22 protein-coding genes are annotated in these 26,643 nt (G+C 58.6%); 16 read left to right on the forward strand and 6 right to left on the reverse strand.

Annotated elements, in window-relative coordinates; translation table 11 throughout:
• Window positions 1-8: 8 nt before the first annotated feature.
• A complete protein-coding gene (gene fes / locus BM007_RS07170) occupies window positions 9-1,208 on the reverse strand; it encodes an enterochelin esterase (RefSeq protein WP_090417856.1) in 1,200 nt (399 codons plus the stop codon).
• 144 nt (window positions 1,209-1,352) lie between these two features.
• On the opposite strand from fes, the gene BM007_RS07175 reads away from it, so the two are divergent.
• From BM007_RS07175 to BM007_RS07185, 3 genes are all read left to right on the forward strand, one after another.
• Complete coding sequence (locus BM007_RS07175) at window positions 1,353-3,602, forward strand: TonB-dependent siderophore receptor (protein ID WP_090417859.1); 2,250 nt, start codon at window positions 1,353-1,355, stop codon at window positions 3,600-3,602.
• 162 nt (window positions 3,603-3,764) lie between these two features.
• Window positions 3,765-4,418, forward strand: a complete 654-nt coding sequence (gene entD / locus BM007_RS07180) for an enterobactin synthase subunit EntD (RefSeq protein WP_061715789.1) — start codon at window positions 3,765-3,767, stop codon at window positions 4,416-4,418.
• A 323-nt stretch (window positions 4,419-4,741) separates the two neighbouring features.
• A complete protein-coding gene (locus tag BM007_RS07185) occupies window positions 4,742-6,847 on the forward strand; it encodes a prolyl oligopeptidase family serine peptidase (RefSeq protein ID WP_090417862.1) in 2,106 nt (701 codons plus the stop codon).
• Between the two features lie 46 nt (window positions 6,848-6,893).
• On the opposite strand, the gene betT is transcribed toward BM007_RS07185, so the two are convergent.
• The gene (betT, locus tag BM007_RS07190) at window positions 6,894-8,927 is read right to left on the reverse strand and encodes a choline BCCT transporter BetT (protein ID WP_061715791.1); all 2,034 of its coding nucleotides are present in this window, start codon (window positions 8,925-8,927) and stop codon (window positions 6,894-6,896) included.
• Window positions 8,928-9,055: 128 nt separating this feature from the next.
• Here betT and betI point away from each other — a divergent pair, with 128 nt between their 5' ends.
• The 8 genes from betI to BM007_RS07235 all read left to right on the forward strand — a co-directional run bounded on the left by betI (window position 9,056) and on the right by BM007_RS07235 (window position 17,500).
• Window positions 9,056-9,643 carry a transcriptional regulator BetI gene (gene betI, locus BM007_RS07200; RefSeq protein ID WP_029741650.1) on the forward strand — a complete coding sequence of 196 codons (588 nt, stop codon included), beginning with the start codon at window positions 9,056-9,058 and terminating at the stop codon, window positions 9,641-9,643.
• Between the two features lie 13 nt (window positions 9,644-9,656).
• Window positions 9,657-11,129: a betaine-aldehyde dehydrogenase gene (gene betB / locus BM007_RS07205; RefSeq protein WP_061715792.1), complete on the forward strand. Its 1,473-nt coding sequence runs from the start codon at window positions 9,657-9,659 to the stop codon at window positions 11,127-11,129.
• 13 nt (window positions 11,130-11,142) lie between these two features.
• Window positions 11,143-12,807, forward strand: coding sequence for a choline dehydrogenase (gene betA, locus BM007_RS07210; RefSeq protein WP_061715793.1), 1,665 nt, complete (start codon window positions 11,143-11,145; stop codon window positions 12,805-12,807).
• A 144-nt stretch (window positions 12,808-12,951) separates the two neighbouring features.
• Window positions 12,952-13,515, forward strand: a complete 564-nt coding sequence (locus BM007_RS07215) for a fasciclin domain-containing protein (protein ID WP_024906966.1) — start codon at window positions 12,952-12,954, stop codon at window positions 13,513-13,515.
• 43 nt (window positions 13,516-13,558) lie between these two features.
• Window positions 13,559-14,113, forward strand: a complete 555-nt coding sequence (locus BM007_RS07220) for an RNA polymerase sigma factor (protein WP_024906965.1) — start codon at window positions 13,559-13,561, stop codon at window positions 14,111-14,113.
• Window positions 14,110-14,757, forward strand: a complete 648-nt coding sequence (locus BM007_RS07225; protein WP_061715794.1) for an anti-sigma factor — start codon at window positions 14,110-14,112, stop codon at window positions 14,755-14,757. Before BM007_RS07220 ends, BM007_RS07225 begins: the two co-directional genes overlap by 4 nt.
• Before the next feature lie 274 nt (window positions 14,758-15,031).
• Window positions 15,032-15,772 carry an SDR family oxidoreductase gene (locus tag BM007_RS07230; protein WP_090417866.1) on the forward strand — a complete coding sequence of 247 codons (741 nt, stop codon included), beginning with the start codon at window positions 15,032-15,034 and terminating at the stop codon, window positions 15,770-15,772.
• Between the two features lie 33 nt (window positions 15,773-15,805).
• Window positions 15,806-17,500, forward strand: a complete 1,695-nt coding sequence (locus BM007_RS07235) for a thiamine pyrophosphate-binding protein (protein WP_090417869.1) — start codon at window positions 15,806-15,808, stop codon at window positions 17,498-17,500.
• Window positions 17,501-17,533: 33 nt separating this feature from the next.
• Here the strand turns inward: BM007_RS07235 and BM007_RS07240 are convergent, their stop codons facing one another.
• A complete protein-coding gene (locus BM007_RS07240) occupies window positions 17,534-18,232 on the reverse strand; it encodes a GNAT family N-acetyltransferase (protein WP_090417872.1) in 699 nt (232 codons plus the stop codon).
• A gap of 201 nt (window positions 18,233-18,433) precedes the next feature.
• Here BM007_RS07240 and BM007_RS07245 point away from each other — a divergent pair, with 201 nt between their 5' ends.
• The 5 genes from BM007_RS07245 to BM007_RS07265 all read left to right on the forward strand — a co-directional run bounded on the left by BM007_RS07245 (window position 18,434) and on the right by BM007_RS07265 (window position 23,513).
• On the forward strand, window positions 18,434-20,002 hold the full coding sequence (locus tag BM007_RS07245) for an ABC transporter substrate-binding protein (RefSeq protein ID WP_061715798.1): 1,569 nt from the start codon (window positions 18,434-18,436) through the stop codon (window positions 20,000-20,002).
• A gap of 144 nt (window positions 20,003-20,146) precedes the next feature.
• Entirely contained in the window at window positions 20,147-21,160 is a 1,014-nt protein-coding gene (locus tag BM007_RS07250) for an ABC transporter permease (RefSeq protein WP_090417875.1), read from the forward strand.
• On the forward strand, window positions 21,160-21,993 hold the full coding sequence (locus BM007_RS07255; RefSeq protein WP_090417878.1) for an ABC transporter permease: 834 nt from the start codon (window positions 21,160-21,162) through the stop codon (window positions 21,991-21,993). Before BM007_RS07250 ends, BM007_RS07255 begins: the two co-directional genes overlap by 1 nt.
• The gene (locus BM007_RS07260) at window positions 21,986-22,822 is read left to right on the forward strand and encodes an ABC transporter ATP-binding protein (RefSeq protein ID WP_090417881.1); all 837 of its coding nucleotides are present in this window, start codon (window positions 21,986-21,988) and stop codon (window positions 22,820-22,822) included. Before BM007_RS07255 ends, BM007_RS07260 begins: the two co-directional genes overlap by 8 nt.
• On the forward strand, window positions 22,809-23,513 hold the full coding sequence (locus BM007_RS07265) for an ABC transporter ATP-binding protein (RefSeq protein WP_090417884.1): 705 nt from the start codon (window positions 22,809-22,811) through the stop codon (window positions 23,511-23,513). Before BM007_RS07260 ends, BM007_RS07265 begins: the two co-directional genes overlap by 14 nt.
• Before the next feature lie 43 nt (window positions 23,514-23,556).
• On the opposite strand, the gene BM007_RS07270 is transcribed toward BM007_RS07265, so the two are convergent.
• The 3 genes from BM007_RS07270 to alsS all read right to left on the reverse strand — a co-directional run bounded on the left by BM007_RS07270 (window position 23,557) and on the right by alsS (window position 26,632).
• Window positions 23,557-24,030: a cold-shock protein gene (locus BM007_RS07270; protein ID WP_024906955.1), complete on the reverse strand. Its 474-nt coding sequence runs from the start codon at window positions 24,028-24,030 to the stop codon at window positions 23,557-23,559.
• 131 nt (window positions 24,031-24,161) lie between these two features.
• Window positions 24,162-24,932 (reverse strand): (S)-acetoin forming diacetyl reductase, encoded by a 771-nt coding sequence (locus BM007_RS07275; protein ID WP_024906954.1) that lies wholly within the window; start codon window positions 24,930-24,932, stop codon window positions 24,162-24,164.
• Window positions 24,933-24,952: 20 nt separating this feature from the next.
• Window positions 24,953-26,632 (reverse strand): acetolactate synthase AlsS, encoded by a 1,680-nt coding sequence (gene alsS / locus BM007_RS07280; RefSeq protein WP_024906953.1) that lies wholly within the window; start codon window positions 26,630-26,632, stop codon window positions 24,953-24,955.
• Window positions 26,633-26,643: the final 11 nt, after the last annotated feature.

The raw sequence follows: 26,643 nt of genomic DNA on the forward strand, positions 1-26,643 counted from the left end.
AGACTCCGTTAGTGAATTAGCGGCTGCCAGAGGGTCATCAGCCCCTGCGTCAGCCCACCGCGCCAGCAAAGCGCATCGTGTCCGCCGTCAACCTGACGCCAGATAACCGGTTGGTGTGTGTGTAGTTCGGCGTAAATCGCCTGATTCGCGCGGAAGATGAGCGGCTCGTTGTGCCCGGCTTCAAGAATGATGCGTAGCCCGCGAGGGGATATTTCACCGGCTTTGAGTTGTTCGATTAACAGCCCGTCCTGCTGCCCACCGCGGTGCGGCCACCAGAAGGATCCGGACTGGCTGAGCACGCAGCCAAAACGCTGCGGCCAGTTGAGGCCAGCATAAAGCGACGCGAGACCGCCAAAGCTCTGGCCAGCCACTACCGTACGGTCGGCACGGTCGCTAAACGGCGCACGTTTTTTGACAAGGGGGAGAAGTTCTTCCTGCACCGCCAGCCAGAAATCGGGATTGCACGGCAGCTCGCAGTTGCGATGCTCCATGTCGATAACATCGATTAAGACGTAGACCGCAGGCGGCAGTTTGCGCTCGCTGGTGAGCGACGCCAGCGCAGGCCAGACGGGCATGCTTTCGGCCCAGAACTGCCCGTCGAGCAGCACCGCCAGCGGGCGTTCCGGGTTATCGTCGCCGGTGGCGAAGATCCAGACGCGACGGCGGTTGTTCAGGCGCGCGCTTTCCCACTCAATGCAGACTGGCGGCTGATACGGCGTATCGGGATGATTCCACCCCGGCTGAACGGGCGCGCCCGGCATTTCCAGCGCCGAGACGGCATGACCGCGCCCGCCGCGCCAGCTCTGCGGATTCAGCGGATCAGACACCGCGTGCGGCAGCAGTTTGCGCCAGCCTTCGCGCAGCGCCATGCGGTCCGGCTGCTGGCCTTCGAATACCGCGTCGGCAAAATCGTTTTCATTCACGGAGGGGATAAAACAGTAGCTTCCGCGCCACTCGGGGCTGAACTCGCCCTGCCACTGCCAGACGTCGGTATCGGGCATGCGTTCGAGAGACTGCGGGCGGGCATTTTGATGGTGATCGGTCACGCCGGTGACGTAGAGCCAGACGCGTTTGATCGGTGACGTTCTTTGCGTTCCTGCCGGGTCACGCCACCAGAACGTGACGCGATAGTTTCCCTTTTCCGGCTTCCATTCAGGCCCGTTTTTCGACTGCCACCACGCTTCACTTCCCGTTGTTAACGCCGTCACCCTTATAACCTCATGTTTAACAGTCTTTTTTGTTTCAGAGCAAATTTTATTGATAATATTATTGATAACTATTTGCATTTGCAATAGCGTAGTGCCCGCGCTGTGGGAAGCGCTCATAAAACAACCACAAAAGCAGGACGTACAATGAATAAGAAGATTCACTCTTTGGCCTTGCTGGTCAATTTAGGGATTTACGGCGTCGCGCTGCCCGCTCTGGCAGACGACAACACCGCCTCTGCGCAGCACGAAGACACGATGGTGATCACCGCCGCCGAGCAGAATCTGCAGGCGCCGGGGGTATCGACCATCACCGCCGATGAGATCCGTAAAAACCCGCCCGCGCGGGACGTGGCTGAAATCATCCGCACCATGCCGGGCGTTAACCTGACCGGTAACTCCACCAGCGGCCAGCGCGGGAACAACCGTCAGATTGATATCCGCGGCATGGGGCCAGAAAACACCCTAATCCTGATCGACGGCAAGCCGGTCACCAGCCGAAACTCCATCCGTCTGGGCTGGCGCGGCGAGCGTGACACGCGCGGCGATACCGGCTGGGTGCCGCCGGAGATGATCGAGCGCATCGAAGTGATCCGCGGTCCGGCCGCCGCGCGCTACGGCAACGGCGCGGCTGGCGGCGTGGTCAACATCATCACTAAAAAATTCGACGACCAGTGGCACGGCTCCTGGAACACCTACCTGAATGCGCCTGAGCACAAGGATGAAGGGTCCACCAAACGCACCAACTTTAGCCTGAGCGGCCCGCTGGGCGGCGACTTCAGCTTCCGCATGTACGGCAATCTGGACAAAACCCAGGCCGACGCGTGGGACATCAACCAGGGTCACCAGTCTGACCGTACCGGTGCCTACGCCGACACGCTGCCTGCTGGCCGCGAGGGTGTAGAAAACAAAGACATTAACGGCGTGGTGCGCTGGGACTTTGCGCCGATGCAGTCTCTGGAATTTGAGGCGGGCTACAGCCGTCAGAACAACCTCTACGCCGGCGACACGCAGAACACCAACAACGACAACAGCTCCAGCGGTCTGGTGAAAAAGAACTACGGCAAGGAGACCAACCGTATCTATCGCCAGAACTTCGCGGTGACCTGGAACGGCGGCTGGGATAACGGCATTACCACCAGCAACTGGGCGCAGTACGAGCACACCCGCAACTCCCGTCTGGGCGAAGGGCTGGCAGGCGGTCTGGAAGGCCTGTTCAACAGTAATAAATTCACCGACACCGATCTCGCCGACGTGATGCTGCACAGTGAAATCAACCTGCCGATTGATTTCCTCGTTAACCAGAACCTGACGCTCGGCACCGAGTGGAACCAGCAGCGCATGAAGGACTCGACCTCCTTCACCCAAACCCAGCAGGGCGGCGCGATCCCGGGAATGAGTAACGATCGCAGCCCTTATACCTCGGCAGAGATCTTCTCCCTGTTCGCTGAAAACAACATGGAGCTGACCGACAGCACCATGCTGACCCCTGCCCTGCGCTTCGACCATCACACGATCGTCGGCAACAACTGGAGCCCGTCACTTAACCTGTCGCAGGGTCTGGGGGATAACTTCACGCTGAAGATGGGGATCGCGCGCGCCTACAAAGCACCGAGCCTGTATCAGACCAACCCGAACTACCTGCTCTACAGTAAAGGCCAGGGCTGCTACGCCAGCTCCGACGGCGTGGGCTGCTACATGATGGGTAACGACGACCTGAAGGCCGAAACCAGCATCAACAAAGAGATTGGTCTGGAGTGGAAGCGCGACGGCTGGCTGGCGGGCGTGACCTGGTTCCGCAACGACTACCGCGACAAGATTGAAGCGGGCTACGCGCCGATTGGTCACACCTCTTCCGGTAAAGTGCAGACCGACATCTACCAGTGGGAAAACGTACCTAAAGCAGTCGTCGAAGGGCTGGAAGGCTCCCTGAACGTGCCGGTCAGCGACACGATTAACTGGACCAACAACATCACCTACATGCTGCAGAGCAAGAACAAGGAGACCGGCGACCGTCTGTCGATCATTCCGGAGTACACGCTGAACTCAACCCTGAGCTGGCAGGTGCATCAGGACGTGTCGCTCCAGTCGACCTTTACCTGGTACGGCAAGCAGCAGCCGAAAAAGTACAACTACAAAGGTCAGCCGGTGACCGGGTCTGAAAAAGACGAAGTCAGTCCGTACAGCATCGTTGGCCTGAGCGCGACCTGGGACATGACCAAAAACGTCAGCCTGACCGGCGGCGTGGACAACGTCTTCGACAAACGCCAGTGGCGCGCGGGTAATGCCCAGACAACCGGAAATACCACCACCGGTGCGTATATGTACGGTGCGGGTGCGTATACGTATAATGAACCGGGTCGCACCTGGTACATGAGCGTGAATACGCGTTTCTGATACAGGCAGTAACTCCCCCTCTCCCTGTGGGAGAGGGTCGGGGTGAGGGCGAGGTGAAAGCAAAACGGCAACCCCGTTGCCGTTTTTAGTGTTTGCTCCCTCTCCCCGTGGGAGAGGGCCGGGGTGAGGGCATCAGGCCGCACAACTCTGAAGGAAAAAACCATGCACACCACCCACAGCACATTTTCTCTCGCTAACCACACCGTCCACCACGTCACCTTCGACCCAACCACCTTCACCGACACCGATCTCCTTTGGCTCCCCCACCACGCTGAGCTTTCCAACGCCGGGCGCAAACGCAAAGCCGAGCATCTGGCAGGCCGCATCGCCGCCGCGTATGCCTTACCTGACCACACCGTGCCCGGCATCGGCCCCAGCGGTGAACCTCTCTGGGCTGACGGCGTATCAGGGAGCATCACCCACTGCGGTACGCAGGCGATGGCGCTTGCCGTCCGTCATCCATATGCGCTTGTGGGTATTGATTGCGAAGCCATTCTTCCTGACCGTGAAGCCCGAGAAATCCAGGACGGCATCATTGATGCACAGGAAGCGATGTGCCTGAAGCGTTCGGGCTACCCCTTTGCGCTGGCGTTGACGTTGGCATTCAGCGCCAAAGAAAGTTTGTTTAAAGCCCTGTTCCCTACGGCAAAGCGCTACATGGGATTCGACTGTGCACGCGTCACTGCGTTGAATCAGAAAACTATCGCGTTGACGCTCAGCCATCCGGCAGGCCGTTATCAGCAGGGAAAATGCTTTAGCCTCGACTGGCAACGTGTTAATGGAGAGGTATATACCTTGATTGTCGTTCAGGAATAATGCTGCCCTGTTTATTGCTCCCGGAAATTAAACACTAAAAATAACGAAACTCTCACTTCCTACCATTTATAATAGCCACCAAAATCTTCCTGAAGCATTTAAAAGTATGCGGGCGAGTTTTTTCATAACAGAATTTGGTCATAAAACCTCGAGCCAGATCAAAAATACGAGGATAAAAAATCAATAAATACAAAATAAGTTATTTCAATTTTATATTTTCAGGAACATTATTCCTTCGCTGTTCTACCTTAACTCGATGTGACTAAGGAAACATGACGTACCCAACTAACGCCACTAACAGAACAACATGAGCCCAGCCAGAAATGAAACATTGTCTGATACCGAGAATAAAACATATCAGCAAGCAGATAATTATTAGTACCCTCGCATTTTTCGGCTGTCTCTTTTTCGTTCATGCTAACGAAAATCCCTATGAGGATGACATGGATCCTTATCATTGGATGGAAACTCACCCCCAACAGACCGCGCGCTGGTTAAATCAACGCTCAAACCAGACGGTTAACATGCTCCACGCCCTTCCCTGGCGAAACGTGCTGGCGAAAAGGTTGAGCGAGTTAGTGAATACGGCCCCCACTATTTCAGACATTTATGATGCGGGAGACAATCGTTTTTATCTCCGCTCATCGGTCGAACATCCCTACCTGCGGCTGTTTGTAAAACAAGCGGGAAAGCCTGAACGTGTGCTCATCGATCCGCCTGTGGGTTATGGGATTAACTTTTTCATTCCTTCACATGATGGTCGCTTCGTTGCCGTTGGGCGCTCACGAAATGGAACGGAAAGCACGGATATCACGGTGATCGGAGTGGCTGATAACGTGGTATTAGACACTCGCATCCCCGCCGTTCGCTACCCCAATGTTGTCTGGGCCGCAGATAATCAGTCCTTTTATTACAGCCTGAACACTACAACTCAGGATTCAGGACGGCAGACCTGCGGCAAGGTCTATCTCCACCATATAGAAAGCAACAACGATATTATGACGTTTGACTGGCGCACCATTCCAGAACTCGCACAGCAGTCCTGCGAAAACGTTAATCTTTACGCCTCCCCTGATTCTGACTACCTGATTGTTAACGTGTCAAAATCCATTAGCGGTTATGGCAGCTCTCTTTTTTCCGCTAAAAAAGACGCAGATGGCAACGGCACGCTCAACTGGATCAGGATTGTTGATCCCGATGAAAATGTTTCTGCCTTTGTTTATTCCGGGGAGTGGATTTATCTGGCGAGCTATAACGCCTCCTCAGGCTATGATATTTCACGCATCAATCTGGCGGCTCCTGCCTCCACCAAAGAACCCGTGATGAGCTGGTCGAACGGAGAGTTAACACAATTAAGCCTGAGCAGGGATTCACTTTATGTGGTTTATCATGACGCTGGCAGCAGTAAATTCATGCGTATTCCGTTTGCTGAAATCAATAAACACCAGACAATTCCGGTCCCCGCAAATGAAGACGTGAGTGCGATATTTGCCAGCAGCGATAGTCAGGACATTCTCTTCACCCGCCAGGGCTGGCTGAAGCCCCCCGTCATTTATCATTATCAACCTGCGGACAACATTATCCAGAAAACAGAGTTAATACCGCCGTTAAGCCAGCCCCTGACAGACTATGTGACGGAAGAAAAATGGGTCACTACAGCAGACAATATTCGCGTCCCACTGACCCTCATATACCGTAAAGGCATTGCGCGCGATGGTTCGGTCCCTACCTGGTTGACGGCTTATGGCGCGTACGGCGTGAGTACGTTTCCTTCATTCGATCTGACCCGTCTGCTCTGGCTGGAACAAGGCGGTATTCTCGCTATCGCGCATGTACGCGGAGGCGGTGAAATGGGCCCTGAATGGCACGAAGCAGGAAGAGCAGATAAGAAAGAAAATTCCATTACCGATTTTATCCGTTGCGCGGAATATCTTATCGACAGTCGCTACACCTCACCGTCAAAACTGGCAATCGGGGGTGAAAGCGCGGGGGGAATTATCGTGGGTATGGCGATGACCCGTCGCCCGGAACTGTTTGCCGCTGTGGCCATAGACGCAGGGATGCTCAATACCAGCCGACTGGATAACATTCCGATAGGCGTGATGAACTATGACGAACTGGGATCGCCGCTGACGCCGTCTGGCAGGCTAAACTTACTGAAAATAGATGCTTACCGGCATCTGGTACCTGAAAAACGTTATCCTCCCGTGCTGTTAACCGTGGGCCTGCATGACCAGCGCGTTTCCCCGTGGCAAACAGCAAAATTCGCCGCCCGTTTAGAGGAAATAGGCTCGCCGCGCAGCGTGCTGGTTCTGGCTTACCGTCAGGGAGGACACAGTGCGGCAACCTATGCCGAGGCCGATTCAAAATTAGTCGACACGGTAAGCTTCTTTATTTGGAAAACCGGTCTTCACGTTCAGGATAGATGATAGCGGCACCCGTTACGGGTGCCCTGTCATTCATACACGAAATGGTTCAAACATCCGGGAACATCACGCTATTCCCCGGCGCTTCCCTGTGCAGATGGATAAAGTTCAGGTGCCGTTCATACTGATCCAGAATGTCCGTAATTACCTGCTCCTTGCTGTAGTCCATCAAATCGTTCCCCTGGCTCCCTTCCAGCAGGAAGGTCTCAAGCCGGTAGTAGGTCGATTTCCCGCTGCGCGCCCGGTAGGTAAAGCCGGGGACCGAGTACTGCTGCGGCCAGATCTGGTAGACAAAGTTCTGCTCGTCGCCCATATGCACCAGCAGATCCAGGTGCCCCAGGGTCTCGCCCTCCTCCGGCGGCAGGTTTTTCAGCTCCACGTAGGCGCCACGCAGCTTCAGCTCCTGGGCTACCTCTTCCATGGCGGGGAAGCAGACCGTCTCCATCATCTGTTTGGTGTAGCGCGTGCCCGGGTAGTTCATCAGGCGCGACAGACGTTTCTTCCAGCTCAGCCTGTCCTGCGCGCCCATCGGGCGCGGCGCGGTGTCGCGGCTGGCGCTGACGCGGCGGTAATCTTCCACCTTGAGGGACTTATACAGCCCGGCCATGACAAAGAAGATGACGAAGCTGAACGGCAGCCCCATGATCACCGTGGCGTTCTGCAGCGCCGAGATGCCGTTGGTCATCAGCATGCCGAGCGTCAGCAGGCCGATGGCGACGGACCAGAAGATGCGCAGCCAGTTCGGGGCATCGCTGTTGATGTCCTTCAGCTTCGAGGTGAAGTTACCCAGCACCAGCGCGCCGGAATCCGCCGAGGTGACGTAAAACAGCAGGCCGGTAATAGTCGCCACGGAGGCGCTAAAGGTGAACGCCGGATACTGCGCCAGCAGGCTGTAGAAGCCTCGCTCCGGGTGCGCCATCGCTTCCTGCGCGAAAGTAGCATTGCCGTGGATAATCTCGTGCAGCGCGCTGTTGCCGAACACCGACAGCCACAGCAGGGTAAAGGTGAACGGGATGATCAGCGTGCCCATCACAAACTGGCGGATGGTGCGGCCACGCGAAATACGCGCCAGGAACAGGCCAACAAACGGCGACCACGCGACCCACCACGCCCAGAAGAACAGCGTCCAGTTGTTCATCCACTCTACAGGGCGGTCGAAGGCGAAGCTGTTCAGCGTCATGCCCATAAAGCGGTTCACATAGTCGCCCACGTTGAGTACTAAGGCATTGAGCAGGAACGAGGTATCGCCCATAAACAGCACGAACAGGATCAGGCCCAGCGCCAGCGCCACGTTCAGCTCGGAGAGCACGCGGATGCCCTTATCGACGCCCGACGTCACCGAAATGGTGGCGATAATGACCGAAAGCGCAATCAGCGCCGCTTTCGCCGCCATCGAATCCGGAATATCAAACAGCACGCTCAGCCCGTAGTTAAGCTGCACCACGCCAATCCCAAGCGTCGTCGCGATACCGAAGATGGTCCCGATCACCGCCGCAATGTCGACGCTGTGGCCAATCGGGCCGTTTATCTTTTTACCAAAAATCGGGTACAGCGCGGAGCGGATGGTGAGGGGCAAATTATAACGATAGCTAAAGTATCCCAGCGCCATGCCCATCAGGGCGTACATTGACCAGCCGGTCAGGCCGTAGTGGAACAGCGTCCAGACCATCGCCTGGCGCGCGGCCTCCATCGTCTGCCCTGCCCCTTCCGGCGGCTGCATATACTGCGTGACCGGTTCCGCCACGGAGAAGAACATCAGGTCGATGCCGATGCCCGCGGCAAACAGCATCGCGGCCCAGCTCAGCAGGCTGAACTCGGGCTTTGACTGCTCTGGCCCGAGCTTCACCGAACCAAAGCGCGAGCAGGCAATGCAGACCACGAAGACGATATAGAGCGTCGCCGCCAGCAGGTAGTACCAGCCGAAGGTCTTCGACACCCAGTTCAGGGTGCGCCCAATCCACTCGGCAGAAAAATCGCGAAAGAAGATCGTTGTCAGGGAAAACAACAAAATCAGCCCGGCAGACGTATAAAAAACGACCGGGTTGATTTTGTCTTTTTCTCTGTCCTGTGAAAGGTCTGTCATCCAGTATCCCCACTGTTTTTGTAACTATTAAAATCCAAATCCGCAACAATTAAGACACATTTTATATTGAACGTCCAATCAAAAACCGCTTTAATGGTTAACCAACGCTGATGAATGGAGTGGCAATAATGCCCAAAGTGGGGATGCAGCCGATCCGGCGCAGGCAGCTTATCGACGCCACGCTGGAAGCAATAAATGAAGTGGGAATGCATGACGCGACGATCGCGCAGATCGCCCGTCGGGCAGGCGTTTCCACGGGGATCATCAGTCACTATTTCAAAGACAAAAACGGTCTGCTGGAAGCAACCATGCGCGACATCACCGGCCAGCTGCGCGACGCGGTATTGAGCCGCTTACGCGCCCTGCCGAACGCCAGCGCGGAGCAGCGACTGCAGGCGATTGTCGGCGGCAATTTTGATGAAACCCAGACCAGCGGCGCGGCAATGAAGGCCTGGCTGGCCTTCTGGGCAAGCAGCATGCACCAGCCGATGCTCTACCGCCTGCAGCAGGTGAGCAGCCGCCGCCTGCTGTCGAACCTGGTGTACGAGTTCCGCCGCGAACTGCCGCGCGAACAGGCCGAAGAGGCGGGCTACGGCCTGGCGGCGCTGATCGACGGGCTGTGGCTGCGCGCCGCGCTAAGCGGCAAGCCGCTGGATAAAACCCTGGCACAATCGCTCACCAGCCACTTTATCAGCCAGCATTTACCGACCGAATAACCGAGGAGAATTTATGTCCCGAATGGCAGAACAGCAGCTTTATATCAATGGTGGTTATACATCGGCCACCAGCGGTCGCACCTTCGAGACCATCAACCCGGCCAACGGTGAAGTCCTGGCGAGCGTACAGGCCGCCGGGCGCGAAGACGTCGATCGCGCCGTAGAAAGCGCAACGCGCGGGCAAAAAGTCTGGGCGGCGATGACCGCCATGGAGCGCGCGCGCATCCTGCGTCGCGCCGTCGACATCCTGCGCGAGCGCAACGACTATCTGGCAAAGCTGGAAACCCTCGACACCGGTAAAGCGTATTCCGAAACCTCAACCGTGGATATCGTCACCGGCGCGGACGTGCTGGAGTACTACGCGGGACTGATCCCGGCGCTGGAAGGCAGTCAGATCCCATTGCGCGAGACCTCATTCGTCTACACCCGCCGCGAGCCGCTGGGCGTGGTGGCGGGCATCGGCGCGTGGAACTACCCGATCCAGATCGCCCTGTGGAAATCCGCCCCGGCGCTGGCGGCGGGCAACGCGATGATCTTCAAGCCAAGCGAAGTGACGCCGCTTACCGCTCTGAAGCTTGCCGAGATCTACACCGAAGCGGGCCTGCCGGACGGCGTGTTTAACGTCCTGCCGGGCGTGGGCGCGGAGACCGGCCAGTACCTGACCGAGCATCCAGGCATCGCCAAAGTCTCCTTTACTGGCGGCGTCGCCAGCGGCAAAAAGGTGATGGCCAACTCGGCGGCCTCGTCCCTGAAAGAGGTGACGATGGAGCTGGGCGGTAAATCCCCGCTGATTATTTTCGACGACGCCGATCTGGATCTCGCGGCGGACATAGCCATGATGGCCAACTTCTTCAGCTCCGGCCAGGTGTGCACCAACGGCACCCGCGTGTTTGTTCCAGCCAAGTTCAAAGCCGCGTTTGAGCAGAAAATCGTCGAGCGTGTGGGCCGCATCCGCGCGGGCGATCTGTTCGATGAAGCTACCAACTTTGGTCCGATGGTCAGCTTCCCGCACCGCGACAGCGTGATGCGCTACATCGCCAAAGGCAAAGAGGAAGGCGCGCGCGTGCTGTGCGGCGGCGACGCGCTGAAGGGCGAAGGTTTCGATAACGGCGCATGGGTGGCACCGACCGTGTTCACCGACTGTACCGACGAGATGACCATCGTGCGCGAAGAGATCTTCGGCCCGGTGATGTCCATCCTCACTTATGACACCGACGAAGAAGCGATTCGCCGCGCCAACGACACCGACTACGGGCTGGCGGCAGGCATCGTCACGGCCGACCTGAACCGCGCCCACGGCGCCATTCATCAGCTCGAAGCGGGCATCTGCTGGATCAACACCTGGGGTGAATCCGCCGCAGAGATGCCGGTCGGCGGCTACAAGCACTCCGGCATTGGCCGCGAGAACGGCGTGATGACGCTGCAGAGCTACACCCAGGTGAAGTCCATCCAGGTTGAGATGGGTAAATTCCAGTCCATATTTTAACCGGGAGGTTTATTTGCAATTTGACTACATCATTATCGGGGCCGGCTCTGCCGGCAACGTGCTGGCTACACGACTGACTGAAGATCCGAACACCACCGTCCTGCTGCTTGAAGCAGGCGGACCGGATTACCGCTTTGACTTCCGCACCCAGATGCCCGCCGCGCTGGCGTTCCCGCTGCAGGGCAAGCGCTACAACTGGGCGTACGAAACCGAACCAGAGCCGTACATGAACAACCGCCGCATGGAGTGCGGGCGCGGCAAAGGGCTGGGCGGCTCGTCGCTGATCAACGGCATGTGCTACATCCGCGGTAACGCGATGGACCTCGACCACTGGGCAAAAGAGCCGGGTCTGGAGCACTGGAGCTACCTCAACTGCCTGCCCTACTACCGCAAGGCAGAGACGCGCGACGTGGGGCCGAACGACTACCACGGCGGCGACGGTCCGGTGAGCGTCACCACCTCGAAGCCGGGCGTGAACCCGCTGTTTGAGGCAATGGTGGAGGCGGGCGTGCAGGCGGGTTATCCGCGCACTGACGATCTTAACGGCTATCAGCAGGAGGGCTTCGGCCCGATGGACCGCACGGTCACGCCGCAGGGCCGACGCGCCAGCACCGCGCGCGGCTATCTGGACCAGGCGAAACCGCGTCCGAACCTGACCATCCGCACCCACGCCATGACCGATCGCATTCTCTTTGAGGGCAAGCGCGCGGTGGGCGTCGAGTGGCTGGAGGGTGAAAGCACCATCCCATCCAAAGCGACGGCAAAAAAAGAAGTGCTGCTGAGCGCCGGGGCGATTGCCTCTCCGCAGATCCTCCAGCGCTCCGGCGTGGGCAACGCTGACCTGCTGAAGCAGTTCGATATCCCGCTGGTACACGATCTGCCCGGCGTGGGCGAAAACCTGCAGGATCACCTGGAGATGTACCTCCAGTACGAATGCAAAGAGCCGGTCTCCCTCTACCCTGCCCTGCAGTGGTGGAACCAGCCGAAGATTGGCGCCGAGTGGCTGTTTGGCGGCACCGGCGTGGGCGCGAGCAACCACTTCGAAGCGGGCGGGTTTATCCGCAGCCGTGAAGAGTTCGAGTGGCCAAACATTCAGTACCACTTCCTGCCGGTGGCGATTAACTACAACGGCTCGAACGCGGTGAAAGAGCACGGCTTCCAGTGCCACGTCGGCTCCATGCGCTCCCCGAGCCGTGGACACGTGCGCATCCAGTCTCGCGATCCGCACCAGCATCCGGCGATCCTGTTCAACTATATGTCCCACGAGCAGGACTGGCAGGAGTTCCGCGACGCGATCCGCATTACCCGCGAGATCATGCACCAGCCCGCGCTGGACAAGTACCGCGGCCGTGAAATCAGTCCGGGTATTGACTGCCAGACCGATGAGCAGCTGGACGAGTTCGTGCGCAACCACGCCGAAACCGCCTTCCACCCTTGCGGCACCTGCAAGATGGGTTACGACGAGATGGCGGTGGTTGACGGCGAAGGCCGCGTTCACGGACTGGAAGGCCTGCGCGTGGTGGATGCGTCGATCATGCCGCAGATCGTCACCGGCAACCTGAACGCCACCACCATTATGATCGGCGAAAAGATTGCCGACGCCATTCGTGGACGCGAGCCGCTGGCGAAGAGCACGGCCGCGTATTATGTGGCGAACGGGGCACCGGTTCGCCTCTGAGGATATTTCCCCTCACCCCATAGGGGAGAGGGGATCAACCCCCCCTTCAAAAATTTATTTTTATTTTCCTGCATCCAGTTTCCACCCGCCCCTCGTATATCAGTCTGTGAGCAACCCCTTTGCTCCCCAATCCGAGGAAAGATGATGAAAAAGCTAACCCGTGTTGCATTCGTAACCAGCGCTTTACTCTTCTGTGCAGGCGCATCAGCCGCCATGACGTCAGGCTCCGTGATGGTGGGCGGAGCGGAAATGTTCCCGAGCAAAAATATTGTTGAAAACGCCATAAACTCGAAAGATCACACCACGCTGGTGGCCGCCGTCAAAGCGGCTGGACTGGTGGATACGCTTCAGAGCAAAGGGCCATTCACCGTGTTTGCGCCGACCAATGCGGCGTTTGCGAAATTGCCTGCCGGCACGGTCGAGAACCTCGTCAAACCCGAAAACAAAGCCACGCTCACCAGCATCCTGACCTATCACGTGGTCGCCGGTAATTACGATATGAAAGCGCTGGAGCAGAAAATTAAACAGGGCGGCGGCCACGCGGAGCTGAAAACCGTTAACGGTCAGCCGCTGTGGATCATGAGCAACGGCCCGCACAATATTCAGCTTAAGGATGGTAAAGGCAATGTGGCGAACATTAGCACCTATGACGTTCATCAAAAAAACGGCGTGATCGATGTGATTGATACCGTCCTGATGCCTAAGTAGTTGTCTATACTTCGGAAGTGTGACGTTGCCTTCCGGGAAAAACATGGATAACGCGCTGGCTGAACAGCAACTGAAATTAATGCAGGCGGTCGCAAACGGCGATCGCCGTGCATTTGAACAACTTTATCGACTCACGTCGCCACACCTGTTTGCCGTCGCGCTGCGCATGCTGCGTGACCGCGCGTGGGCAGAAGAGATCCTTCACGACTGTTTTATCACCGTCTGGAGTAAAGCCGAAACCTACAACGCTGCAATGAGCTCCCCGATGACCTGGCTTACGCACATTGTGCGCAACCGCTGTATTGACTGGCTGCGCAGCGGGCAAACCCGCGCTGCCGACCGCGAGACGGCGTATAACGAAGCGATTCTGCCTTGCGAGAACGATGAGCAGAATAACTGGCACGACGATGTGCAGGCAGAACGGCTCAGGCAGTGTCTCGAACATTTGAGCAGCGAACAGCGCCAGAGCATTACGCTCGCCTACTATCAGGGAATGTCTCACAGCGACATTGCCGACTGGCTCCAACAGCCTCTGGGCTCGGTGAAAAGCTGGATACGTCGGGCAATGGACCATCTTCGGGAGTGTGTCGGGCTATGAATGATGCAGAAAAACGCGACGACATGCTGGCAGCAGAGTATGCCCTCGGCACGCTGCGGGGAGGAGCGCGGCTTCAGTTCCAGAAAAGGCTCATTCATGAACCCGCTCTGGCCGCCCGCGTGGCGTACTGGCAGGAAATGTTCAGCACGCTGGATAGTCATCTTGTGCCCGTCCCTCCACCCGAGACGGTGTGGAAGAGAATCGCCCTCGATCTGCCGCCCAAAATGCCTTTACGCAAAAGTCGGCCTTATGTCGGCTGGATGGCGGCGGCCTCCCTTGCCGCCCTGACGGTCGTTGCCTGGTATACCACCCGTGCACCGGAACTTGCTCCGCTAATGGTACTCAACGATGCCCAACAGCACGGGCTGTGGGTCGTCAGCGCGGACGCCAGCCGTCAGCACCTGAGCATTGCCCCTCTTCGACCAACGGCCGTCGCGGCGCAACACAGCCTGCAGCTTTGGCTGATCCCAGGCGGGCAGGCGCCGGTATCCATGGGGCTGCTGCATAACGATATACCCACACGCGTCACCCTCAGGAACACAACGCTCCCTCCTGACGCCACGATAGCCATAAGCCTTGAACCAGAGGGCGGATCGCCCACTGGACTCCCCACAGGCCCGGTGCTTTACAGTGGCAAATTGTAATCCTCAGGCCCTGTTCGCAGGGCCGCTATCGTTACCCCATTTCATTTATATACTATTCTCGGTTACCTATAAGAATTAAATATTAAGTCTGCAATTAATTTAATAATTAAAAAACGACATTGACAGACTCTTCCGCACTCCATTAAGTTTTAAACGAACATCATTTTATTCCCGATACACAATATATCAAAAAACCGCGTTAATGAATTTGTCATTATTCATTAACGCTTCTCTGCCTTTTATTTTTTGCATCACTCAATAGCGAGATAAGATCATGAATAATAGTGCAAACAAGGTTGTTGTCATTACCGGTGCCAGCAGCGGTATTGGTCAGGCGATTGCCCTCCATTTAGCGAATAACGCGTTTTCGCTGGTGCTGGTGGCGCGCCGTCTGGACAGAATTAATGCCCTGGTGGATCAGATTATTCAGCAAGGCGGCAAGGCTATTGCCGTTAAGGCCGATGTCACCCGTCAGGAAGAGGTTCAGCGCGCCATTGACGCTGCCGTTGCCGCCTACCAGCGCGTGGATGTGCTGATCAACAACGCGGGCTTTATGGCTATCGCCCCCCTCAGCGAGCTGAAAACCGCCGAGTGGGACAAGATGATTGATACCAATCTGAAAGGGGTGCTGTACGGCATCGCTGCCGCTTTCCCGGTGTTCCAGCGTCAGGGCAGCGGGCATTTTATAAACGTTGCCTCCGTCGCGGGTATCAAGGTGCTGGCGCCTGGCGGCGTGGTGTACAGCGCCACGAAATTCGCCGTCCGCGCGCTGAGTGAAGGCTTACGTCAGGAGGCGGGTAAAACCCTCCGCACGACGCTTATTTCGCCCGGCGCCGTTGAAAGCGAACTGCAATTCGGTAGCTCTGACGAAGAGAGCAAAAAATTTCTCCATGAGTTTTATAAGCAGGCTATTCCGGCTGAAGCAATTGCCCGCGCGGTTTTATTTGCTATTGAACAGCCTGGCGACGTTGATATTAATGAAATTGTTGTTCGTCCGACGCAGGAAGAATTTTAGCCTGGGTTAAATAATACTGAATGAGGTGTCAGTATGATTAAATCATTAACGTCCTTATCAGATCTCAATATGCGAACGGGTGCCGATATTCTCCTTGAAGTGCTGGAGAGTGAAGGCGTGGAATATATTTTTGGCAACCCCGGTACCACCGAGCTTCCGCTCATTGATGCCCTGCTTCGCCATGAAAATATTCATTATATTCTGGCGCTACAGGAGAGCACCGTGGTGGCAATTGCTGACGGCTATGCGAAAGCCTCCGGCAAAACGGGCTTTATCAATTTGCATACCGCCAGCGGTCTGGGGCACGGCATGGGGAATCTGATTAATTCGCGGATCATGAAAACCCCGCTGGTGGTCACCGTCGGACAGCAGGATACGCGGCACTACGTCCGCGACCCGCTGCTGTATGATGATATTGTTTCCATTGGCTCCCCGGTCATGAAATGGGCGCAGGAGGTCACCAGCGCCGACCAGCTCCCGGTGCTGGTGCGCCGCGCGTTTCACGCTGCCAGCTATCCTCCGGCTGGTCCGGTGCTGCTCTCTCTGCCAATGAACGTGATGGAAGAGCTCAGCGACGCCGGGATACAAACGGCCTCTAAAGTGAACTACCACACCGTGGCGGGCTCGCTGGACGAACTGGCCGAAGAACTGAGCCAGGTTACGCCCGGCAGGATCATGATTGTGGCGGGCGATGAGGTGCACTCCAGCGGCTCGACGCAGGAGATTGTCCAGCTGGCGGAAGCGCTCAGCGCCCACGTCTATGGCTCCTCCTGGCCGCTGAATTTGCCTTTTCCCACTCAGCACGCGCTCTGGCGGGGCAATATGCCCACCACCGCCAGCGAAATCGCCAGCATCATCAATGCCTACGATGCTGTATTCATCATCGGCGGCAGAAGCCTGATCACCATTTTGTACAGCGAGGGGGAGGCCATTCCGGCGACCTGCGCGGTGTATCAGCTCTCGGCGGATATGCACGAGCTTGGCCGCACCTATGCCACTCGCCTTTCGGTGATGGGGGATATCAAACTGTCCCTGCACGAACTTTTGCCAAAGCTTAAGCAGCGCCTGATCGCCAGCACGCTGGCCCACCAGCGGCTGCTGGTTGCAGCCCGTGACGAACGGGAGAAGGAGTGGCAGCAGCAGGAGGAACGTCTGGCCGCCGAGCGGCTACGCCCGGCGATCTCCCCGATGGTCGCAGCCTGGGAAGTCATCCGGTCCATTCCGGCGGGTACCACCATCGTGGATGAGGCGATAGCGACCGCCCGGCATGTCCGCCGGTTCATCTCTGACCAGCAGCACCAGCGCTACTACTTTATGCGCGGTGGCGGACTGGGCTGGGGGATGCCCGCAGCAGTAGGTCACTCGCTGGGACGCGGACGGGAGCCGGTGGTCTGCCTGATAGGTGACGGAGCCTCCCTGTACTCGCCGCAGGCGCTCTGGACGGCGGCACACGAAAATCTGCCGGTCACCTTTATCGTCATGAATAACAGGGAGTACAACATCCTGAAAAACTTTATGAAGAGCCAGGCTGACTACAGCTCAACGCGGCTGGGGCGTTTTATCGGGATGGACCTGGTGAACCCGCATATCGATTTTCAGTCGCTGGCCACCGCCATGGGCGTCCACTGCTGCCGGGTAACCGAGGCTGCAGATATCGCCGAAGCGGTAGCGCGCGGGCTACAGTCAGGAAAAACCAACCTGATAGAAATCGCGATTTCCGCGGATTAGCCGCGCGTTTACGCTGTACCCTACATAAAACCCTTATAACCGAAACGCCTCAAGGCGCCTTATCTGACGCCCGTCGTCGTCAAAATTCTCCGCCGCCAGCCAGGCGCGCAGCTCCCCGTCTCTTTGCGGCCATTCGCCGTCAATAATAGAAAGCATATCGCTGTCGCGGTTGCGCCCTTTGCGCACCAGCTTCTGGCGCAGGCGTCCTTCCCAGACAAACCCCAGCCGCTCCGCCGCCCTGCGCGACGCCACGTTCATGGAATCGCACTTCCACTCGAGGCGCCGGTAGCCGTGCTCAAACGCATTTTTCAGCAGCAGCCACACCGTTTCGGTGCCGATGCGGGAGCCTTTCATCTTGCGCGACCAGGTGACGTGCCCGATCTCCACCGACCCCAGCAGCCGCTCGTTGGCCATATAGCTCACCAGCCCCACCGCACGTTCGGTGCGTAAGTCAATGACGGCAAACGGCACCAGCTCATCGTCCATCACCTTCGCCATGACCCAGTGCGCGGTGGCTTCCACGCTCGTGGGCTGCGTGCTGGCAAGCCACGTCCAGTCGCTGTCGTCGCCCAGCGCGTAGGCCTCATAGAGATCGGCCGCGTGGCGATCGGCGTCCAGCGGCTCCAGGCGGCAATACTGGCCGAAAAGCGGCGTGCGGGTTAACACGCGCGCGCCTTTCCAGTCGGGAACGATATCGTTAACGGTTTGACCATGTTGATTGATTTCGGGCACGGCGGTGACTCCCTGAAAGGTAAGGCATTTGTTATAGCAGGTTAAAAAGCGCGCGAAAAGCAGCGTATTTTAATAGCCCGAGCGCATGCGATATTCCCGGAAGGCATAAGCAAAGCTGAATTTCGACTTTGTGGAATGTCACAGTCGACCTAACGTAGCGGAGCATAAAACAATCACAATATATTCTTCTCAGGGATCGCTATGACGAAAAAACTGTTGCCGTTACTGGTGCTGGCTGCGCTCTCAGGCGCAGCCCACGCCGCTACTCCGCCCAACACGCTGGTGGTTGCCCAGGGGCTTGATGACATCGTGAGCCTCGACCCGGCCGAAGCCAACGAGCTCTCCAGCATCCAGACCGTGCCGAGCCTGTACCAGCGTCTGGTCCAGCCGGACCGCGATAATCCGGAAAAAATCACGCCGATCCTGGCGGAAAGCTGGGAAGCGGACGCGGCAGCAAAAACCCTGACCATCAAGCTTAAACCCGATGCGAAATTCGCCTCCGGCAACCCGCTGCGCCCGGAAGACGTGATTTTCTCCTACACCCGCGCCGTAACGCTGAATAAATCCCCGGCATTCATCCTGAACGTGCTGGGCTGGGACGCGAGCAACATCGCCAGCCAGCTGAAGAAAGTGGACGATCATACCCTTCAGCTTCACTGGACGGCGGACGTCAGCCCGTCGGTGGCGCTCAATATTCTCTCCACGCCGATTGCCTCTATCGTCGATGAAAAGCAGGTCGCCGCGAACGTGAAGGATAATGACTTCGGCAACGCGTGGCTGAAAATGCACTCGGCGGGCAGCGGCGCGTTCAAAATGCGCGTCTATCAGCCGCATCAGGCCATCGTGCTGGAAGCTAACGACTCCGCGCCCGGCGGCGCGCCGAAGCTCAAAAGCATCATCATTAAAAACGTCCCCGATCCGGCATCACGCCGCCTGCTGATCCAGCAGGGTGATGCGGACGTGGCGCGCGATCTGGGGGCCGATCAGATAAGCGCGCTGGACGGCAAGCCGGGCGTGAAGGTGCTGAGCATTCCGTCCGCCGAGCAGAATTATCTGGTGTTTAACACCGGCAACAGCGCTAACCCGCTGCTGAATAACCCGGCCTTCTGGGAAGCCTCGCGCTGGCTGGTCGATTATGACGGCATCACTAAAAATCTGCTGAAAGGCCAGTATTTTGTTCACCAGAGCTTCCTGCCGGTCGGTCTGCCGGGCGCGCTGGAAGACAATCCGTTTAAATTTGACCCGGCAAAAGCGAAAGCCATTCTCGCCAAAGCGGGCATTAAGGACGCGCACTTCACGCTGGACGTAGAGAACAAGCCGCCGTTTATCACCATCGCCCAGTCGATGCAGGCGAGCTTTGCGCAGGGTGGCGTGAAGGTGGATCTGCTGCCTGCCGCCGGGAGTCAGGTCTATGCCCGCGTGCGCGCTAAGCAGCATCAGGCGGCGATTCGTCTGTGGATCCCGGACTACTTCGATGCGCACTCTAACGCCAGCGCCTTCGCGTGGAACGACGGGAAGTCCAGCACCGTGGCCGGTCTGAACGGCTGGAAAATTCCGGAGCTGAACAAGGCCACGCTGGCGGCGGTAGCTGAGCCGGATCCGGCGAAGCGTCTGGATCTGTACAAGAAGATGCAGGAACAGCTGCAGCAGAGCTCGCCATACGTATTTGTCGATCAGGGTAAAACCCAGATCGTGGTGCGCGATAACGTGAAGGGGTATCAGCAGGGGCTGAACGCGGATATGGTCTGGTACGATCGCGTTACGAAGTAGCCCTTGTCCTTCTCCCTCTCCCGTGGGAGAGGGTTGGGGTGAGGGCAACATCGCGCAGCAGAGCCGTCTGTTTCCCCTCACCCCCGCCCTCTCCCAAGGGGAGAGGGGGTCGTCCGTGCATATTTTCAGGATAATGGTTTTCCCATGCCACATCTTTCCACCCGCGTGCTCCAGGGTCTGCTGACCCTGCTGCTCACGCTCTTCGGACTGCTGCTCGTCACGTTTGCGCTGTCGGCGTTTTCACCGGTCGATCGCGTGCTGCAGATCGTCGGCGATCACGCTAGCCAGTCGACGTACGATCAGGTTCGCCACCAGCTCGGGCTGGATCGGCCCCTGCCCGTGCAGTTCTGGCACTACCTGCAAAACCTCGCCCATGGTGATTTAGGCACCGCCAGCGCCACCGGACAGCCGGTGCTGCAGGATCTGCTGCACGCCTTCCCCGCCACGCTGGAGCTGGCGACCCTTGCCTTGATCATTGGCGCCGTGCTCGGCGTGAGTGCCGGGGTGCTGTGCGCCCGCTACGCCGGTTCGCCGCTCGATCTCGCCATCAGAACCCTCACCCTGCTCGGCAACTCGGTGCCGATCTTCTGGCTCGGCCTGCTGATGCTGGCCCTGTTCTACGCGAAGCTGCAGTGGAGCGCGGGTCCCGGCAGGCTGGACGATATCTGGCAGTTCACCGTCGAGCCGCGCACCGGCTTTGCGCTGGTGGATACCTGGCTTTCCGGCGACCGCGAGGCGTTTCGCAACGCCCTCAGCCACCTGGTGCTGCCGGTGCTGCTGCTGGCCTATTACTCGCTGGCAAGCATTACCCGCCTGACGCGCTCCGCCTGCCTGAGCGAAATGAACAAAGAGTACATCCTGCTCGCCCGCGCCAAGGGAGCCGGGGAGATGACCATCCTGCTGCGCCACGTGCTGCCAAACATTCGTGGCACCCTGCTGACGGTGATCGCCCTCGCCTACACCAGCATGCTGGAAGGCGCGGTACTGACCGAAACCGTCTTCTCCTGGCCGGGGATCGGGCGCTACCTCACCACCGCCCTGTTCGCCGGAGACACCACCGCCATCATGGGCGGCACGCTGCTGATTGGCGTGAGCTTTGTGCTGATCAATAACCTTACCGACCTGCTTGTGCGGGCGACCGATCCCAGGGTGCGCTGATGCCGTTTTATCTTTTCTTACGCCGCCTGCGCCGCTACCCTGCCGCGTTTTGCGGGCTGGTGGCCATCGCGCTGCTGGTGTTTATCGCCCTGTTCGCCCCCTGGCTCGCGCCGCTTGACCCGAACTGGCAGGACGCCGCCGCGCGCTTACAGGCCCCGAACGGCCAGCACTGGCTGGGTACCGACAGCTACGGGCGCGACCTGCTCTCGCGCCTGATTTACGGCACCCGTCCGGCGCTCGGGCTGGTGGCGCTGGTTACCGTTATCACCCTGCCTGCCGGGCTGCTGGTGGGGATTTTGTCCGGCTACTACGGCGGCTGGATGGAGCGCATCCTGATGCGCTTCACCGACGTGGTGATGTCGATGCCGCGCCTGATCCTCGCCTTCGCGTTTGTGGCGATGCTCGGTCCGGGGCTGGTCAACGGCGCGCTGGCGCTGGCCTTAACCACCTGGCCTGCCTATGCGCGTCAGGCGCGGAGTGAAATTCAGCGTCTGCGCCACAGCGATTATCTGGCCGCCGCAGAGATGATGGGCATTCGCGGCCTGCGCCTGCTGGTCGGCCATATTCTGCCCCTGTGTCTGCCGTCCGCGATTGTGCGCCTGGCGCTGGATCTGGCGGGGATTATTCTGGCGGCCGCCGGTCTGGGCTTCCTCGGCCTTGGCGCACGGCCGCCCATGGCCGAATGGGGGGCGATGATTGCCGACGGCATGCAGGTCATTTTCGACCAGTGGTGGATTGCCGCCATTCCGGGCGGGGCGATTCTGTTTGCCAGTCTGGCCTTTAACCTGTTAGGCGACGGCCTGCGCGACGTACTGGAGCCACAGCATGACTGAACACCGCGTCATCGTCGATGCGCTGAATATCGACTACCCCGCCGCGCGCGTGGTCAACAACCTGAGCTTCACGCTTGGCAACGAGCGGCTGGCGCTGGTGGGGGAATCCGGCTCCGGCAAGTCGATGTCCGCCCGCGCCCTGATGGGGCTGGTGCGTAAGCCCGGCATCGTAAGCGCTAACCGGCTTAACGTGCTCGGCAACGACCTGCTGACCCTAAGCCCCCGCCGCTGGCAAGCGCTGCGCGGCAACGGGATTGCGATGGTCCTGCAGGACCCACGCTACGCCCTTAACCCCGTGAAAACCGTCGCCGCCCAGCTTGATGAGGCGCTTACGCTGCATCAGCGGCTGCCGCGTTCAGAACGCCAGGCACGCATTCACGACATCATCCGCGCCGTCGGACTCAACGAACATGTCCTCCAGCGCTACCCCGGTGAGCTTTCCGGGGGCATGGGCCAGCGGGTGATGATTGCGATTGCGCTCGTCAACAACCCGCAGGTGCTGATTGCCGACGAACCTACCTCCGCGCTGGACGCCCGCCTGCGTAGCCAGATCCTCGAACTGCTGGTGCAGCAGTGCGAAGAACGCCGGATGGCGATGCTGTTAATCAGCCACGATCTGCCGCTGGTGGCGGAGCACTGCGACCGCGTGCTGGTGATGTATCAGGGCGAAAAGGTGGATGAGATGGAGGCAAGCCAACTCCCGCAGGCAACGCATCCGTACACGCGCACCCTGTGGACCTGTCGTCCAGACGCCCATACTTATGGACAGATGCTGCCAACGCTCGACCGTTCGCAGCCGTGGAAGGAGGCCAATAATGGCGCTCGTTGAAGTAAAGGATCTCCAGGTGAGCTTCGGGGAGAAAACGGCGGTGTCCGCCGCCAGCTTTGCCATCGAGAAAGGTGAAACCTTCAGCCTGATAGGTGAATCCGGCTGCGGGAAATCGACGATTCTGCGCGTGCTGGCAGGGCTGCAGCGTGAGTGGCGCGGCAATATTGCGCTGCTGGGGGAAACGTTAACGCCTGGGCGACGTTTTGAAGGCGAGCTTCGCCGCAACGTACAGATGGTGTTTCAGGATCCGTGGGCGTCGCTGCACCCGAACCACACCATTGCGCGCACGCTGTCGGAGCCGTTAAGCATCCATGGCGAGACGCAAATCGCGGAAAAGGTGGCCAATGCACTGCACGAGGTGGGGCTTTCTGCCGACGCGGGTAAACGTTATCCGCACCAGCTTTCCGGCGGCCAGCGCCAGCGCGTGGCCATTGCCCGCGCGCTGCTGCTGCGCCCGCAGCTTCTCCTGCTGGATGAACCGACCTCGGCGCTGGATATGTCCGTGCAGGCGGAGATCCTGAACCTGCTCAACCGCCTGAAGGCCGAGCACGAGATGACCTATCTGCTGGTGAGTCACGATGCGGACGTGATTGCCCATATGTCCGACCGGGCGGCGTTTATGTCGCACGGGGAGATCCAGAAGGTGTTTGACCGTGAGACGATGTTACGGGGCGAGCACAGGATGGGTTAAGTTTTCCAGGCCGGGTAAGGCATCGCCGCCACCCGGCAAACAATCACTTCAGCAGCTTCACCGTGGCATCAATGTCGATCTCATCTTCGGTGAAGATCAGCGTCGTGTTCTGGAAGGTGGTGATTGCCAGCTTCTTCACCGTGCGCATTTCGCCCGGCTTTTTATCAGATTTCGGCTTGATGCTGTTCATCAGCAGCCCCACCGACAGCACCGCGTTCTCTTTGTCGATTTTGGTATCAACCGGCTCTTCTTCGTTAAACACCACGAAGGATTTGATGGAGGTGAGCTTCACGCGCTCGCCCGCAATAAAGAGATGTTTGCTTTCCGGGATCACCTTCACCGCGTAGGCGGAAAGGCCTTTGTTGTTGGTGGTTGGCTCGAAGGTCACCGCGGCATCTTTCTTAATCAGATCGGGGTTCGCGACCTTAATCACATGAAAATAGCGGTTATCGCCGTTTTCATCTTTGATAAATCCAAAGCCTTTATCTTTAAACCACGTTGTGATTGTACCGTTCATCGCTGTTACCGCCTGTCAGATCGTAATGACTAAAGTTTTGCAGCGCGCAGTGTAATGCACAATGGCGGAGGAGACAAAAAAAAGCCCCTGCACGGGTGCAGGGGAAAACTCATGTCAGAGCTTATTAGAATTTAGTTGAACACCATCCCACCATCAATTAAGAGCGACTGGCCGGTCATGTAGTCGGAATCCGGCCCAGCCAGGTATGAGACGCAGGCGGCGACATCTTCCGGTTCGGACAGGCGGCCAAGCGTAATGCGTTTGGCAAAGGTTTCAGTCCCGTAACCGAGCGGTTTACCCGCCGCCTCGGAGACCTGACGGTCAATCTCTGCCCACATCGGCGTTTTAACGATGCCCGGGCAGTAAGCGTTAACGGTTATCCCCAGCGGCGCGAGATCCCGTGCGGCGGTCTGGGTTAAGCCGCGCACCGCGAACTTGCTGGAACTGTAGACCGCCAGCTCCGGGTTGCCGGTGTGGCCCGCCTGGGAGCAGGCGTTGATGATCTTGCCGCCGTGCCCCTCTTTGCGGAACGCGTCAATCGCGGCCTGGATCCCCCAGATCACCCCTTTCACGTTGATGTTGTAGACCTTGTCGACAATATCCGGCGTGATGGATTCAATTGGGGTAGACGGCGCAATCCCGGCGTTATTGACGATCACGTTGAAGCCGCCCAGTGCGGTGCGGGCTTTCTCCACCGCCGCAAATACCTGTTCGCGGTCAGAAACATCCACCTTCACGGCGACGGCGTTCCCGCCGTTACGGATGATTTCATCGGCGACGGCTCTTGCCGTCTCAACGTTATAGTCGGCGATGGCGACGGCAAAACCATCTTTCACCAGGCGAAGCGCGATCGCTTTACCAATCCCCTGGCCTGAGCCTGTTACGAGAGCAACTTTTTGCATTTCTCTGTCCTTATGTTGATTCACAAAATCTGGCTGAGATGGAGCTGGCCCATCAGCAGCGGGTTATCGCTGTAGTCGACGGGAATGGCCACCACGGCCGGACCATCCACATCCATCGCCGCACGCAGCGTGGGTTCGAGCGCGTCGGCGCTCTCCACGGCAAAGCCTTTCGCGCCAAAGGCGTCGGCATAGACTTTGAAATCGACCGGGCCGAACTCGACGCCGGAAAGACGCTGGTATTTTTTCTCTTCCTGAATGGCAACCATGTTGTAACCGTTATCCACCCAGATGATGTGCAGCACGTTAGCGTTGAGGCGCACAGCGGTTTCCAGCTCCATGCTCGACTGCAGGAAGCCGCCGTCACCGGAGACCGACACCACCTTGCGGCTCGGGTTGACCAGCCACGCGCCAATGGCCCACGGCAGCGCGACGCCCATGGTCTGCTGACCGTTGGAGATCATCACCTGACGCGCCCGGAAGCTGTAGAGGTAGCGGGCGATCCAGATGTGGAAGCTGCCCATGTCGACGGTGAGCGTCACGTCGTTATTCACGATGTCCTGCATGGCGCGCACGATGCGCAGCGGATGCAGGGCAAACTGATTGAGCGAGGCGCCGCGACGATCGAGCAGATCGCGCTGATGCTGGCGATCGACCAGAATTTCGGAGGCCCGCTGGCTTAGCTCAAGCTTATGGTCGATACGGTTAGCGAGCTGATTCAGCGTTTCGGCGATGTCCCCCACCAGCTCCAGATCCGGCACGTAGTTTCGTTCTTCATAGGCAGGCAGCACATCGATGTGCACCAGCGTAGCGTCGCCGCTGTTCCACATGGACGGCTCGTATTCCACCGGGCTGTAGCCGATGCAGATAATCAGATCCGCCAGATGGAGCAGCCGGTCGCCCGCCTGGTTATTGAAGAGACCGACACGTCCGGCGAAGCGGGTGAAGTGCTCCTGGTTCACCGCCCCGGCGGCCTGATAGGTGCTGGTGACCGGAATGCGGCTTTTCTCCAGCAGCTTGCGCAGCGCCGCACTGTTGGCTGGCTGGCTCGCCATCAGCCCCAGCAGAATGACCGGGTTTTTGGCCTTCTCGATAAGTTTCGCTACGTCGTTGATGGCGGATTCCGGTGCCGGCCCCATCAGCGCGGGACCGCTGGCGGGCAAAATTGCCCCCGTGGCGGGCTGGTCGACAATATCCTGCGGCAGGCTGACGAATGCGCCCCCCGGCCTGCCATGCTCGGCGGCGCGAAACGCGTTGGAAACCACCTCAGCAATCGCGTCCGGCGCACTCACCTCCACGGCGTATTTGGTGACCGGGCTGAACATGGCGACGGTGTCCATGCTCTGGTGCACCAGCTTGGCTTTATCTGCCCGCTTCACCGCCCCGCCCAGCGCCACCACCGGGTCGCCTTCGCTGTTGGCGGTGGCGATGCCGGTGATCAGGTTGGAACAGCCCGGCCCGGAGGTCACCAGCGCCACCCCGGCCTTGCCGGTCAGACGCCCTACCGCCGCCGCCATAAACGCCGCGTTGGCTTCGTGACGCACCGGAATAATCTCGATGGAGGAATCCAGCAGGGAGTCAAAGACCTTGTCGATTTTCGCCCCCGGGATCCCGAACACCTGCTTCACGCCCTGCGCTTCCAGCTGGCCAACAACCAAATCGGCGCCGTGCGCCCACTGACGTGACTGTTTCTCACTGTTCACGGTAGTTCTCC

It is taken from the genome of Enterobacter sp. NFIX59 (genome assembly GCF_900113755.1).
Lineage (GTDB): Bacteria > Pseudomonadota > Gammaproteobacteria > Enterobacterales > Enterobacteriaceae > Enterobacter > Enterobacter pseudoroggenkampii.